The sequence below is a fragment of the Streptomyces racemochromogenes genome (assembly GCF_039535215.1).
Classification (GTDB): domain Bacteria; phylum Actinomycetota; class Actinomycetes; order Streptomycetales; family Streptomycetaceae; genus Streptomyces; species Streptomyces racemochromogenes.
In genome coordinates this window covers 2,826,890-2,839,610 of record NZ_BAAAWT010000001.1, presented here as the reverse complement: position 1 = coordinate 2,839,610, position 12,721 = coordinate 2,826,890, and the positions used below count along the sequence as shown (strand labels likewise).

The following is a 12,721-nucleotide window of genomic DNA, read 5'->3' as shown; positions in this document are numbered from 1 at the left end:
TGGCGGTCCGGATGGCGGCCGCATGACGGCCCGGGCGGCGGTCCGGATGGCGGTCCGGGGCCGCCCTAGCTGACGCCCTCCCGGCCGGGAAGCGGCATGCGCGCCCGCTCCCACCCCTCCAGGGCGGTCAGGCAGGCGTGGTCCAGGTGCCGCAGCCCGCTCAGGTCCAGCCGCACCGACGGCCCGTGCGGCAGCGCCTCCAACGCGTCCAGCAGCTTCGGCAACCGCAGGAAACTGGCGTTCCCCACGATCCGGACGCACAGCGCGTCGCCCTCCCACGCCTCCTCGATGTGCACGTGCGAGGTCTCCCAGGCCGCCTTGGCCACCGCCAGGCCCAGCCCGATCAGCACCCCCTCGAAGAGGCTGGTGGCCACGATCGAGACGGCCGTCACCAACAGGACCACCGCCTCGCCCCGGTGGCTGCGCCACAGCGTCGCCACCGCCCGGGCCGGCAGCAGCTTCCAGCCCGCGTGCAGCAGCACCCCGGCGAGCGCCGCCAGCGGGACCACCTCCAGCAGCTGCGGAAACGCCACCGCGAACAGCAGCAGCCAGCCGCCGTGCATGATCCGCGCCGCCCGGGTACGGGCCCCGGCCTCCACGTTCGCCGAGCTGCGCACGATCACGGCGGTCATCGGCAGTGCCCCGAGCAGCCCGCACGCGGCGTTCCCGATGCCCTGCGCCACCAGCTCCCGGTCGTAGTCGGTGCGCGGACCGTCGTGCATCCGGTCCACGGCTGCGGCGCTGAAGAGGGTCTCGGCGGAGGCGATCAGCGCGAGCGCGACCACCGTCCCGACCGCTCCGACCGACCCCAGCACCCCGAAGCCCGACCATCCCGGCGGCGCCACCGCGTCCAGCACCCCCGTCACCCGGACCCGCTCGACGGGCAGCCGCAGCACCGCGGCCACGACGGTGGCCGCCGCCACCGCGACCAGCGCGCCCGGCACCAGCCGCGCCCGGGCCGGCACCCGGCGCCAGAGCACCAGGACGGCGATCGTCCCCGCACCCAGCGCCACGGCGGCCCAGTCGGCCCGCGCCCCCAGCTCGTGCACCGTGGCCACCTTGGCCAGGGTCTGGCCGGGAGCCTCCACCCCGCCCACGGCGTAGAGCTGCCCGGCGATCAGCACGAGCCCGATCCCCGCCAGCATCCCGTGCACCACGGCGACCGAGATCGCCCGGAACCACCGCCCCAGCCGCAGCACCCCCATGCCCAGCTGGAGCACCCCGGCGGCCAGGACCAGCACCCCGAGGGCGGCCAGGCCGTAACCCCGCACGGCCTCGTAGACCAGCACGGTCAGCCCGGCCGCGGGACCGCTGACCTGGAGGGCGCTGCCCCGGAACCAGCCGGTGACCAGCCCGCCGACCACCCCGGTGACGATCCCCAGCTCGGCCGGTACGCCCGAGGCGACGGCCACCCCGACACAGAGCGGAAGCGCCACCAGCGCGACGACGACGGACGCGCCGAAGTCCGCTCGGAAATTGCCGGCCCCGGGCATGCGGGAACCCCCTCGTCACGCGCTGATGGATGTGTCACCCAGCGTGGTGGGCGCATCGGCCCCCGCCCAGTCACCACCGGGAGGCCGGGCAGGAGCACGCGCCGCTCACGCCCCGCACACACCTTGCGCTCCCCGCCGGGCATCCGTGGCGCGCATGACGAAGGGCACAACGCGGGCGGCCGCCGGTGCTCCGGCGATCCGCCCCCGTTGTGCCCCACGGGTCCCTCAGTGACGCTCGTGCGCCTCAGCGGTGGTTCAGCGGTAGTTCACGAACTGGATCGCGAAGTCCAGTTCCTTGCCCTTGAGGAGGGCCTGGACGGCCTGGAGGTCGTCACGGCTCTTGGAGCTGACGCGCAGCTCCTCGCCCTGGACCTGGGCCTTGACGCCCTTGGGGCCCTCGTCCCGGATGATCTTCGCGACCTTCTTGGCGTTCTCCTGGGAGATGCCCTCCTCGATCGACGCGAAGATCTTGTACTCCTTGCCGGACAGCTGCGGCTCGCCGGCGTCCAGCGCCTTCAGCGAGATCCCGCGCTTGACCAGCTTGGTCTCGAACACGTCGAGGACGGCCTTGACGCGCTCCTCGGAGACCGCCTCCATGAGGATCTTGTCGCCGGACCAGGCGATGGTGGCGCCGGTTCCCTTGAAGTCGTAGCGCTGCGAGAGTTCCTTGGCGGCCTGGTTGAGGGCGTTGTCGACCTCCTGCCGCTCGACCTTCGAGACGATGTCGAAACTGGAGTCGGCCATGTGCTGTGGCTCCTTGAAGTCGGCTGTGATGGGCCCCGGAGGGCCGCGGCCGGACATCCCCGGACCGCTCCGCAAAGCCTAGCCACCACGCCCACGTGGGGCGCTGATCAATCCGGTGGCGAACCACCCCCGAGCATCGGGTATCGTTTACGTCGTTGCCAGGGAGCGACGCCGAAAGGCGGAGGAACCCGGGCGACATCCCATGGCGGTGTGCCCGAGTGGCCAATGGGAGCGGACTGTAAATCCGTCGGCTTAGCCTACCCAGGTTCGAATCCTGGCGCCGCCACGCGAGTGGAACCCCCGTTCATCTGCGGAAACGCAGTGGACGGGGGTTTCTTCGCATACCACGACCCGCACCCCGTACCCGGCCGCGCCGGACCGGGGCGCTCAGGGGCCGGGCGGGGTGACCGTCAGGTGGTAGGTCGTGTCGATCCAGAAGCCGTTCGCCGCCGCCGCCTCCACTTCCAGGACGAACTGGCCCGGCGGGAGGGGTTCGAGGGCGCACCACAACCCCCAGGCCACGTGCGGCAGCCCCCGAAGCGGGAAGGGCTTCGAGGAGAACTCGCGCAACTCCAGCGGAGAGCTGTTCAGGGCCGCCGAGGCCCGGGCCACCTCCAGCCGCCACGGCCGGGTCAGGAACGGCACCGCCGCCCGCTCGGTGTTCAGCACCGGGAAGAACAGCGGCCGCCCCGACGGGATGCTGCACCGGCGCACCACCCGGCCACCGTAGGTCCCCGCCAGGAACCACACGTCCCGGGGCTGACGCCACCCGGCGTACGCGCCCGTCGTGTCCCCCACCGGACTCTCCTCGTCCGGCGCGGACAGGGCCCACCGCCACCACCGCGCCGCGAGCCGGCCGCCCTCCGCCGCGCTGACGCGCCACTCGCCGTCGCCCATGCCGCACCCCGGAACCCCGTACGGCCGCCCCCTGCGGCCGATTTCGGGGTGACCCTATCGGCCCCCCGCCGCGCACCGAAGCGGTCGGCCGGTCGTTTCACGGGGCATGACATGGACTTCGGACAAACGCGGCAAAGCCGGAGGCGGCGTACTCCTCACCCTGCTCGGCGCCGGCATCCCCGCCCTCGTCGGAGCCGCCCTCCACGGCGACACGGGCGAGCCCTACCGGGAGACCCGCCTGTACTTCGCCGCACAGCGCCCCGACGGCCGGGAACCCGTCGCCAAAGGGGAGTTCACCCGGTTCCTCGACCGCGAGGTCACCCCCGCCTTCCCCGAAGGTCTCACCCTGCGCGACGCGTACGGCCAGAGGCTCGGCGACGACGGCGCCGTCGTCCGCGAGCCCGGCTACGAGGTCGTGCTGCTCTACCCCCGTACCGAGGCCGACGAGCGCGGCACCCGCGTCGAACGGATCCGCCGGCAGTACGAGAAGCAGTTCCGCCGGCACGCCGTCCGCCGCGTCGACGGCGAGGTGCAGGCCGGTTTCTGACTGCCGCTCGGCCCGCCGCGTCCCGCGCCCCGCAACCCGCCCGCCGTACCCCGCGTCAGTTGCCCGCCACGTCCTTCACGGCCACCGAGACCGGGGCCGAGCCCGAGACGAGCTCCAGCGTCAGCCCCGCCGTCGCCGGAGTCTCGACCAGCTCCGCCAGCACCGCCGCCACGTCGTCGCGCGGCACGAGCCCCCGGCCCGTGTCCGCCTCCAGCCGCACCAGCCCCGTACCGGGCTCGTCCGTCAGCTGACCCGGCCGCAGCACCGTCCACTCCAGGCCCAGCCGGGTCCGCAGATGGGCGTCCGCGTCCCCCTTCGCCCGCAGGTACACGTCGAAGACCTCCTCGCCCCCGTGCCGCGGGTCGGCACCCCTCGTGGAGACCATCAGGAAGCGGCGCACCCGAGCCCGTTCGGCGGCGTCGGCGAACAGCACCGCCGCGTCCCGGTCCACGGTCTCCTTGCGCGCCGCACCGCTGCCGGGACCGGCACCGGCGGCGAACACCGCCACGTCCGCGCCCTGCAGGATCCCCGCGACGTGCTCGACCGAAGCCGACTCCAGGTCGCACAGCACCGGTTCGGCACCGGCCTCCCGCAGGTCGCCGCCCTGCTCCGGATCACGGATGATGCCCGCGACCTCGTACCCGCGCGCGGCGAGCAGACGCTCCAGCCGCAGCGCGATCCGACCGTGTCCACCCGCGATGACGATGCGCATGCCCCGACCGTACGACGGCCCGGCCGCCCCCGCCCGCGAACGCCCCGCGACGCACTACGGTCCCGGCTCCGTACGGCCCTGCCGAGGCAGGTCCAGGGCCACCGCCACCGCCGAGTCGCAGTACTCCCGCACGGCACTCGTACGGGCTACCACCCGCCCCCGGTGGATCACGATGCGGCTGTACGCCAGCGACAGCACCCCCGCGATCCGGTCGCCGCGCACGGCCAGCAGCTCCGCCGGGAAGCCGGCCTCCACCCGCACCTCCGGCAGCCCCATCGCCTCCCTCGCGGCGGCACTGACCGCCTCGTAGGCCTCGGCCGCGCGCAGGCCGCCCTGCGAGGCCAGCAGGTACGCCGCTTCCAGCGGATCACCCCGGCCCACCGGGTTCCCGGCGTCCCGCAGCGCCCCGCTGCCGGCGGCCACACGGACCCCGGCCGAGCGCAGCAGGCGGACGGGGGCCGTGCGCAGCCCGCGGCGCTCCAGGGCCGCGCAGTCGCCCTGCGGCAGGCAGGTGACGCGTACGCCGGCGGCGGCGAGCCGGTCGGCCGCGCGGGTGGCCGAGTCCAGCGGGAGCCGGGACAGACCGCCGCACGGGCCGACGGTCACCCCGGGCCGCAGCCCCCCGGCCATGGCCGCCAGCCGGGCCAGCCGGCCCGGGTCGTCACCGTCGGTGTGCAGGTCCACCGGGCAGCCGTGCTCCGCGGCCAGCTCCAGGACCGCCTCCAGGAAGCCCGTCGGGTCGGGGTCGAGGTCCGGACAGCCGCCGATCACCGAGGCGCCCATCTTCACGGCGTCGCGCAGCATGGCGAGCCCGTCCGCGCCCGCCACCCCGGTCAGCAGCCGGGGCACCGCCACCGCCGTCAGGTCCGCCAGCCCGCGCAGGGAGCGGCGGGCCTGGAGGACGGCCTCCATGGGCCCCAGCCCGTGCACGTCGCCGATCCGGACGTGGGAGCGCACCGCGGTGGCGCCGTGGCCGAGCTGGAGCAGGGCCGCCTCGGTGGCGCGGCGCTGCACCTCGTCGGGGGCGTACGAGACCGGCCCCTCGCCGTCTGCGGTCAGCGCGGTGTCCCCGTGGGCGTGCGGCTCGGCGGGGGCGGGCAGGAGCAGGTAGCCGCGCAGGTCGACGCGCGACAGGGCGGGGGCGGGCAGGCTGCCCGCGGTGCCCACGGCCTGGATGCGGCCGCCGCTGAGCCGGACGTCGACGGTCCGGCCGTCGGTGAGCCGGGCCCCGGTGAGCAGGAGCCCCGTGGCCTCGGCGGCGGGTCCGCCGACGGGGTTGCGCGGGGACGGGGAGGGCTGCTGCGGCTGGCTGTCGGACATCGCGCTCCTGCGGTGGCTCGGGCGGTTCCTGTGCCGTGGCCGCAGCCGGCGGCCCAAGATCACGCAGCGTGCTCCGAGCCTAGGGCGCGGGGGTCCCGGGTTCGCGGAGGAGCGCAATAGTCGTACCGGTGTGGCCGGGGAGGGCCGGAGTGTGACCCCGGGCACAAACGGGCCGTTTTCCGGGCCCGGGGAGGCCCGGAAGCCCCGTGGAATGGCCGGGCGGGCGCTTCGGAGCCCAGGCGCCCCAAAGGATTTGGGCGATCGGCTGGCAACCGTGTAATGTCTTCCTCGCTCGCCCCAATAGCTCAGTCGGTAGAGCGTCTCCATGGTAAGGAGAAGGTCTGCGGTTCGATTCCGCATTGGGGCTCTGGTGAGAGAGGTTCCCCACCCTCGGGTGGGGAACGGATCTCATCAAAGCGGCGTAGCTCAGTCGGTAGAGCAAGCGGCTCATAATCGCTGTGTCACCGGTTCAAGTCCGGTCGCCGCTACACCCAGTAGCCGATTGCGGGGTCGGTCTCCCGATCGGCTACTCTTTTATGCGTTCATCCGTCCCAATCCGTCAAGGAGCACTCACGTGGCTGCCACCGACGTCCGCCCGAAGATCACGCTGGCCTGCGTGGAGTGCAAGGAGCGGAACTACATCACCAAGAAGAACCGGCGTAACAACCCGGACCGCATGGAGATGAAGAAGCACTGCCCGCGCTGCAACTCGCACACCGCGCACCGCGAGACCCGCTAGTCACTGGCGAAGTCTCCAATATAGGCACCGTCATGAGGTCGTCCCCTTCAATGGGGGCGGCCTCGTGTCGTTTCCGCACCAGATCTTGATCAGGTGTGCGGTACGCCACCCCGCGCGCGGCCGGAGAATCGATTCGTGCCGCCTGCGAGCGCGCCCCTTCACCCTGTCCGTGCAACGTGTCCAAGCGTGTCCCTGAAACAGCAACAGGAGGCAGTGAGCCATGGCCCTCGATCAGACCTTCGTGGGGCGGACCTACCCGCCCACCGAGCCGTACGAGGTCGGCCGGGAGAAGATCCGCGAATTCGCGGTCGCGGTGGGTGACGAGAATCCCGTCTACACCGACCCCGAAGCCGCCAAGGCGTTTGGCCACCAGGACGTGATCGCCCCGCCGACCTTCGTGTTCGCCATCACCTTCGCGGCCGCCGGCCAGGTCATCGAGGACCCGCAGCTGGGCCTGGACTACAGCCGCGTCGTGCACGGCGACCAGAAGTTCGCGTACGTCCGCCCCGTGCGGGCGGGTGACCGGCTCACCGTGACCTCCACCATCGAGGCCGTGAAGTCGCTCGCCGGCAACGACATCATCGACATCCGCGGCGAAGTCCACGACGAGTCCGGCGAGCACGTGGTGACGGCGTGGACCAAGCTCGTGTCCCGCGCCCCCGAGGAGGCCTGAGATGACCGCGCAGATCCACTACGCCGACGTCGAGGTCGGCACCGAGCTCCCGGCGGCGTCCTTCCCCGTGACCCGCGCCACGCTCGTCCGCTACGCCGGTGCCTCGGGTGACTTCAACCCGATCCACTGGAACGAGAAGTTCGCCAAGGAGGTCGGACTGCCGGACGTGATCGCCCACGGCATGTTCACCATGGCCGAGGCGATCCGCGTCGTGACCGACTGGGCGGGCGACCCGGGCGCGGTCGTCGAGTACGGCGTCCGCTTCACCAAGCCGGTCGTGGTCCCGAACGACGACCAGGGCGCGCTGATCGAGGTCACCGCGAAGGTCGCCGCCAAGCTGGAGGACAACCGCGTACGGGTCGACCTGACGGCACTCAGCGCCGGCCAGAAGGTCCTGGGCATGTCCCGCGCGGTGGTGCGGCTGGCTTGAGGGGGGCGGGGGTGCCGGGGCGGTGGCAGGGGAGCGGTACCCCCTCGGGCGGTCTCTGAGCGGGTTGGGGGCTTCCCGTCAGTCCCATCGTCCTTCCGGTTCGGGCCGGCCTGTCAAGGGCGCTCCTTCGTCGCGTCACTTCGTGATCGCCTTCGGCGACCCTTGACAGGCCGTCCCGAACCGGAAAGCCGAAAGACTGCCGGGAAACCCCCAAAGAAACGGGACGGATGATCCTTGGGGGAGCGGGTCCCTCAGTGCCGAGGCGAGGGGCCGGGGGCAGGCCCGCTCGACATCCGGGGCCTCAAGAGTCCAGATTCCGGGCCAGGGGCGCGACAGCCCGCACGAGAAGACGACCAGAGCAGCCCAGGGGTCCGACGGGCGCGTCAGATCGCTACGCGCTCCTCCCGGCATGGCGTCCGACGACCGTCCTGGGCTGATACCTGCACCAGAGGACGAACAGGGCGGCCAGGGGAGCGTCCAGGCGCAGCAGATCGCTACGCGCTCCTCCCTGCTTGGCGTCCGACGCCCGCCTTGGGCTGATACCCGCATACCCGCACAAGAGGACGAGCAGATCGGCCCTGGCAGGGTCATGGGCGCGGCAGATCGCTACGCGCTTCTCTGATCTCGGCGGCCGGCGGCCGACGGCCGCCGGCTGTCGGCTGTCTTGGGCCGGTCATAGGCCATACAGAAGACCTCATCACCCCTTTTGCCCCTTTATGGGGGCCTGTTGTGGGGGTGGATGGCTCTCTGTCGGAGTCTGCGGGCGAAAGAGACATCCGCAGACTCCGGCAAGCCGCCAGAGGCCCTGGGGGGCGGGAAATTCGCCCCTCGAAGGACTTCGTCCGCCCTTTTCTGCCCCATCCCGGCCCCAGACGGCCGCCGGACGCCAAGCCGGGAGGAGCGCGTAGCGATCTGTCGCGCCCGGTGCACTGCCTGGGCTGCCCCGTTCGTCCTCTGGTGCGGGTATCAGCCCAAGGCGGTCGTCGGACGCTGGGAAATGGGGAGCGCGTAGCGATCTGACGCGCCTGTCGGCTCCCTGGGCTGCTCTGGTCGTCTTCTCGCGCGGGTAGTCGCGCCCCTGGCCCGGGATCACGGACGTGGGGGGCGGATGTCGGGCGGGCCGGCGCCCGGCCCCTCGCCTGGTCCCTGACGGGCCCGCCCCTCCCTCTGAACCGTGCCGTTTCTTTGGGGGTTTCCCGGCAGTCTTTCGGCTTTCCGGTTCGGGTCGGTCGGTCAAGGGTGGCCGAAGGCCATCGCGTAGCGACGCGACGAAGGAGCGCCCTTGAGGGACCGGCCCGAGCCGGAAGGACGATGGGACTGACGGGAAGCCCCCAACCAGCTCTGAGACCGCCCCGCCACGACTCCGCCCCCGGCCCCCCCCCGCACCCCGCCGCACCCCCCCTTGACTTGGTTAGTGATTGAGTACTAACTTACTGCCATGGCAAGGATGAGTGCGGACGAGCGGCGCGAGAGCGTCATTCGCGCGGCGATCGTGGAGTTCGCCTGCGGCGGCTACTACGGGACCTCCACCGAGGCGATCGCCAAGCGGGTCGGGGTTTCGCAGCCGTACCTCTTCCGGCTGTTCCCCAGCAAGCAGGCCATCTTCCTCGCGGCGGCGGCCCGCTGTATGGAGCGGACCCGCGAGGTGTTCGCGCAGGCCGCCGACGGGCTCGGGGGCGAGGACGCCCTCCACGCCATGTCCGCCGCCTACAGCAAGCACATCGCCGACGACCCGCAGGTCGTCCAGATGCAGCTCCAGATGTACGTCACCGTCGCGTCCGCCGAAGCGGCCGGCGACTCGGAGTTCGGCGAGCTGGTGCGTGCCGGCTGGCTGGAACTCTGGGGCACCGTCATGGCCCCGCTCGGCGGGGACGCCAACGAGACGACCACCTTCATGGCCTACGGAATGCTCATCAACACCCTCACCGCGATGGGCTTCCCGCCCAGTCATCGCATCTGGGAGGGGTTCCCCTCGGCGAGTCCCGAGTGCTGACCCCCGCCCCGGACGGCTCCGCCGTCTTTTTTTGCCCGCCAAAGTTAGTCAGCAATAACTAACAACCCCCAGGGGGGAACCCGTGAACCAGCCAGCCGAGACGAAGCTCAGCAGGCCCGCGATCTGGGCCCTAGTCCTCACGGGCGCCGCCAGCTTCATGGCCGCCCTCGACAACCTCGTCGTCACCACCGCCCTCCCCGCCATCCGCGCCGACCTCGGCGGCGGGCTGGAGGACCTGGAGTGGACGGTGAACGCCTACACGCTCACCTTCGCCGTCCTGCTGATGTTCGGCTCCGCCCTCGGCGACCGCTTCGGCCGGCGCCGGCTCTTCATCGCCGGGCTCGCCGTCTTCACCGGCGCGTCCGCCGCCGGCGCCATGTCGTCCGGGATCGACCAGCTCATCGCCGCCCGGGCCGTGCAGGGCGTGGGCGCGGCGATCATGATGCCGCTCAGCCTCACCCTGCTCACCGCCGCCGTTCCCGCCGCCCGGCGGGGCGTGGCCCTGGGGATCTACGGAGCCGTGAGCGGACTGGCCGTCGCCACCGGGCCCCTCGTCGGAGGCAGCATCACCGAGCACATCTCCTGGCAGTGGATCTTCTGGCTGAACGTGCCCATCGGCCTCGCCGTGATCCCGCTCTCCCGCCTGCGCCTCGCCGAGTCCACCGCCCCGAACTCCCGCCTCGATCTCCCCGGCACCCTCCTGATCAGCGGCGGCCTCTTCGGCATCGTCTACGGCCTGGTCAACGCCAACATCCACGGTTGGACCAACGCCACCGTCCTGACCTCCCTCATCGCCGGCGGCGTCCTCATCGCGGGCTTCGTGGGCCACGGCTTCCGCAGCGCCAACGCCATGCTGCCCATGCGGCTCTTCCGTGACCGGGGCTTCTTCGGGATCAACATCGCCAGCCTGATGATGTACCTGGGCATGTTCGGCTCGATCTTCCTGCTCAGCCAGTTCCTCCAGGGCGTCGTCGGCTACTCGCCCGCCGAGGCCGGCCTGCGCATGCTCCCCTGGACCGGGATGGCCGTCATCGTCGCCCCGATCGGCGGGGTGCTGTCCGACCGGATCGGCGGCCGCCCCGTCGTCGTCGCCGGTCTGGCGCTCCAGGCCATCGGCCTCGGCTGGTTCGCCATGATCCTGAGCACGGACCTCTCGTACGCCGCCCAGCTTCCGGCGCTCGTCCTGAGCGGGATCGGCATGTCCCTGTTCTTCGCCCCCGCCGGCAACCTGCTGATGTCCACGGTGTCCACCGCCGACCAGGGCAAGGCCTCCGGCGCCAACAACGCCCTGCGCGAGGTCGGCGGCGCCCTCGGCGTCGCGGTCCTGGCCTCCGTCTTCTCCGCCCAGGGCGGCTACGAGACCCCGCAGGCCTTCACCGACGGCACCGTCCCCGCCCTGTGGATCGGCGCGGCCGTCCTGGCCGTGGCCTCCGCCCTCGCTCTGCTGCTCCCGCGCAAGGCCGAGATCGCCGCACCCACGGCGCAGGCCCCGGCGGATGAGGCACCGGCGCAGGCTCCGGCCGCCGCCGCCCCCACGCCGGTCCGCGTCGGCTGATCCAGGAGCGCGCATGCACCACCCGCACACGCCCCACCCGTACGTGCCCGGCCCGCACACGTACTACCCGCAGAGAAGATGAGCCCCCCTGACGCCGCGTGCGAAGGAGACCCCGTCATGCCCGACATCCCCTGGCTCACGCCCACCCAGGCCGCCCCCGGCGCCGAGGTCTACGTCATGGCCTCCCGCTTCGAGACCGCCACGCTCCTCGGCGCCGTCCGGTTCTTCCTCAAGGCGCCCGGCATCATCCGCCAGATCCGCAAGGCCCCCGGCGCCCACGGCGCGGCCCTGCGGGCCCGCGTCCTGGGCCGGACCTTCCTCACCCTCTCCGCCTGGGAGGACCGGGACGCGCTCTACCGCTTCGCCCGCAGCGAGCCGCACCGCTCCAGCTCCCGCGCCGCAAGCGCCCACATGAAGGAATCCGCCTTCACCTTCTGGACCGTCCCGGCCTGCGAACTCCCCCTCACCTGGGACGAGGCCGAGCGCCGGCTGGCGGAGCGGAAGCAGGGCTACTGAGTGCCCCGCCGGGATGCGAGGGGGACGGACCGTACTCTTGTCCACGTGCAGGAACTCCACGACGCCCCCCTCGCCCCGCTGACCACCTTCCGCCTCGGCGGCCCCGCGGCCCGGCTGGTCACCGCGACCACCGACGCCGAAGTGGTCGAAACCGTGCGCGCCGCGGACGAGAGCGGTACCCCGCTCCTGGTCATCGGCGGCGGCAGCAACCTGGTCATCGCGGACCAGGGCTTCGCCGGAACCGCCCTGCGCATCGCCACCACCGGCTTCAGCCTCGACGGCACCACCCTGGAGCTCGCCGCCGGCGAGAACTGGTCCGACGCCGTCGCCCGCACCGTCGAGGCCGGGCTCGCCGGCATCGAGTGCCTCGCCGGGATCCCGGGCTCGGCCGGCGCCACCCCGATCCAGAACGTGGGCGCGTACGGCCAGGAAGTCCGCGACACCATCACCGAGGTCGTCGCCTACGACCGCACCACCGGCGAGACGGTCACCCTGACCGCCGCCGAGTGCGCCTTCCGGTACCGCAACAGCACCTTCAAGGACCAGCCCGACCGCTACGTCGTCCTGCGCGTCCGCTTCGCCCTGGAGGACGCGGGCGGCCTCTCCGCCCCCATCAAGTACCCCGAGACGGCCCGCGCCCTCGGCGTCGAGGCCGGCGACCGCGTCCCGGCCGCCCTCGCCCGCGAGACCGTACTGCGCCTGCGCGCCGGCAAGGGCATGGTCCTGGACCCCGCCGACCACGACACCTGGTCCGCCGGCTCCTTCTTCCACAACCCGATCCTGACCGACGAGGCCTACGCCGCCTTCCTGGTCCGCGTCCAGGACCGCCTCGGCGTCGAGACCGCCCCGCCCGCCTACCCGGCCGGCGAGGGCCGTACGAAGACCAGCGCGGCCTGGCTGATCGACAAGGCCGGCTTCACCAAGGGCTACGGCACCGGCCCCGCCCGCATCTCCACCAAGCACACCCTCGCCCTCACCAACCGGGGCGCGGCCACCACCGAGGACCTGCTGACCCTCGCCCGGGAGGTCGTCGCGGGAGTCCACGCTGCCTTCGGCGTCACCCTCGTCAACGAGCCCGTGACGGTCGGCGTCGACCTCTGAC

At 72.4% G+C, this 12,721-nt stretch carries 13 protein-coding genes and 3 tRNA genes; 11 read left to right on the top strand and 5 right to left on the bottom strand.

The features are described 5' to 3' along the window. Positions 1–65: 65 nt before the first annotated feature. The gene (locus ABD973_RS12955; protein WP_125822106.1) at positions 66–1,493 is read right to left on the bottom strand and encodes a SulP family inorganic anion transporter; all 1,428 of its coding nucleotides are present in this window, start codon (positions 1,491–1,493) and stop codon (positions 66–68) included. Between the two features lie 255 nt (positions 1,494–1,748). Continuing rightward, complete coding sequence (locus tag ABD973_RS12950; RefSeq protein ID WP_007265868.1) at positions 1,749–2,237, bottom strand: YajQ family cyclic di-GMP-binding protein; 489 nt, start codon at positions 2,235–2,237, stop codon at positions 1,749–1,751. 204 nt (positions 2,238–2,441) lie between these two features. Between ABD973_RS12950 and ABD973_RS12945 the strand changes: the two genes are divergently transcribed. Beyond that, positions 2,442–2,523 (top strand) — tRNA-Tyr (locus tag ABD973_RS12945). Positions 2,524–2,624: 101 nt separating this feature from the next. Here ABD973_RS12945 and ABD973_RS12940 read toward each other — a convergent pair. Further along, positions 2,625–3,134: a hypothetical protein gene (locus ABD973_RS12940; RefSeq protein ID WP_125822107.1), complete on the bottom strand. Its 510-nt coding sequence runs from the start codon at positions 3,132–3,134 to the stop codon at positions 2,625–2,627. Between the two features lie 106 nt (positions 3,135–3,240). Between ABD973_RS12940 and ABD973_RS12935 the strand changes: the two genes are divergently transcribed. After that, on the top strand, positions 3,241–3,681 hold the full coding sequence (locus ABD973_RS12935) for a DUF3574 domain-containing protein (RefSeq protein ID WP_125822108.1): 441 nt from the start codon (positions 3,241–3,243) through the stop codon (positions 3,679–3,681). Between the two features lie 55 nt (positions 3,682–3,736). Here ABD973_RS12935 and ABD973_RS12930 read toward each other — a convergent pair whose 3' ends face one another. Further along, positions 3,737–4,393 carry an SDR family oxidoreductase gene (locus ABD973_RS12930; protein WP_125598618.1) on the bottom strand — a complete coding sequence of 219 codons (657 nt, stop codon included), beginning with the start codon at positions 4,391–4,393 and terminating at the stop codon, positions 3,737–3,739. Positions 4,394–4,447: 54 nt separating this feature from the next. Then, entirely contained in the window at positions 4,448–5,713 is a 1,266-nt protein-coding gene (locus tag ABD973_RS12925) for an amidohydrolase family protein (protein WP_206436549.1), read from the bottom strand. Positions 5,714–6,007: 294 nt separating this feature from the next. Here ABD973_RS12925 and ABD973_RS12920 point away from each other — a divergent pair. The 9 genes from ABD973_RS12920 (at position 6,008) to ABD973_RS12880 (ending at position 12,720) form a co-directional block, all read left to right on the top strand. Then, a tRNA-Thr gene (locus tag ABD973_RS12920) sits at positions 6,008–6,080 on the top strand. A 48-nt stretch (positions 6,081–6,128) separates the two neighbouring features. Next, positions 6,129–6,201 (top strand) — tRNA-Met (locus ABD973_RS12915). 86 nt (positions 6,202–6,287) lie between these two features. Beyond that, positions 6,288–6,452, top strand: a complete 165-nt coding sequence (rpmG, locus tag ABD973_RS12910) for a 50S ribosomal protein L33 (protein WP_007265873.1) — start codon at positions 6,288–6,290, stop codon at positions 6,450–6,452. A 220-nt stretch (positions 6,453–6,672) separates the two neighbouring features. After that, entirely contained in the window at positions 6,673–7,125 is a 453-nt protein-coding gene (locus ABD973_RS12905; RefSeq protein ID WP_007265874.1) for a MaoC family dehydratase N-terminal domain-containing protein, read from the top strand. Position 7,126: 1 nt separating this feature from the next. Beyond that, on the top strand, positions 7,127–7,555 hold the full coding sequence (locus tag ABD973_RS12900; RefSeq protein ID WP_125822109.1) for a MaoC family dehydratase: 429 nt from the start codon (positions 7,127–7,129) through the stop codon (positions 7,553–7,555). Between the two features lie 1,438 nt (positions 7,556–8,993). Next, entirely contained in the window at positions 8,994–9,548 is a 555-nt protein-coding gene (locus ABD973_RS12895; protein ID WP_345500138.1) for a TetR/AcrR family transcriptional regulator, read from the top strand. A gap of 82 nt (positions 9,549–9,630) precedes the next feature. Then, a complete protein-coding gene (locus ABD973_RS12890; protein WP_125822110.1) occupies positions 9,631–11,103 on the top strand; it encodes a DHA2 family efflux MFS transporter permease subunit in 1,473 nt (490 codons plus the stop codon). Positions 11,104–11,220: 117 nt separating this feature from the next. Further along, positions 11,221–11,619, top strand: coding sequence for a DUF3291 domain-containing protein (locus ABD973_RS12885; protein WP_125822111.1), 399 nt, complete (start codon positions 11,221–11,223; stop codon positions 11,617–11,619). After that, positions 11,620–12,720, top strand: coding sequence for a UDP-N-acetylmuramate dehydrogenase (locus tag ABD973_RS12880; RefSeq protein ID WP_277607506.1), 1,101 nt, complete (start codon positions 11,620–11,622; stop codon positions 12,718–12,720). Position 12,721 lies beyond the last annotated feature (1 nt).

Bases quoted from the DNA above. Each gene is read 5' to 3' on its own strand.
- ABD973_RS12955 (WP_125822106.1), bottom strand. From the start codon at position 1,493: ATGCCCGGGGCCGGCAATTTCCGAGCGGACTTCGGCGCGTCCGTCGTC.
- ABD973_RS12950 (WP_007265868.1), bottom strand. From the start codon at position 2,237: ATGGCCGACTCCAGTTTCGACATCGTCTCGAAGGTCGAGCGGCAGGAG.
- ABD973_RS12940 (WP_125822107.1), bottom strand. From the start codon at position 3,134: ATGGGCGACGGCGAGTGGCGCGTCAGCGCGGCGGAGGGCGGCCGGCTC.
- ABD973_RS12935 (WP_125822108.1), top strand. From the start codon at position 3,241: ATGACATGGACTTCGGACAAACGCGGCAAAGCCGGAGGCGGCGTACTC.
- ABD973_RS12930 (WP_125598618.1), bottom strand. From the start codon at position 4,393: ATGCGCATCGTCATCGCGGGTGGACACGGTCGGATCGCGCTGCGGCTG.
- ABD973_RS12925 (WP_206436549.1), bottom strand. From the start codon at position 5,713: ATGTCCGACAGCCAGCCGCAGCAGCCCTCCCCGTCCCCGCGCAACCCC.
- ABD973_RS12905 (WP_007265874.1), top strand. From the start codon at position 6,673: ATGGCCCTCGATCAGACCTTCGTGGGGCGGACCTACCCGCCCACCGAG.
- ABD973_RS12900 (WP_125822109.1), top strand. From the start codon at position 7,127: ATGACCGCGCAGATCCACTACGCCGACGTCGAGGTCGGCACCGAGCTC.
- ABD973_RS12895 (WP_345500138.1), top strand. From the start codon at position 8,994: ATGGCAAGGATGAGTGCGGACGAGCGGCGCGAGAGCGTCATTCGCGCG.
- ABD973_RS12885 (WP_125822111.1), top strand. From the start codon at position 11,221: ATGCCCGACATCCCCTGGCTCACGCCCACCCAGGCCGCCCCCGGCGCC.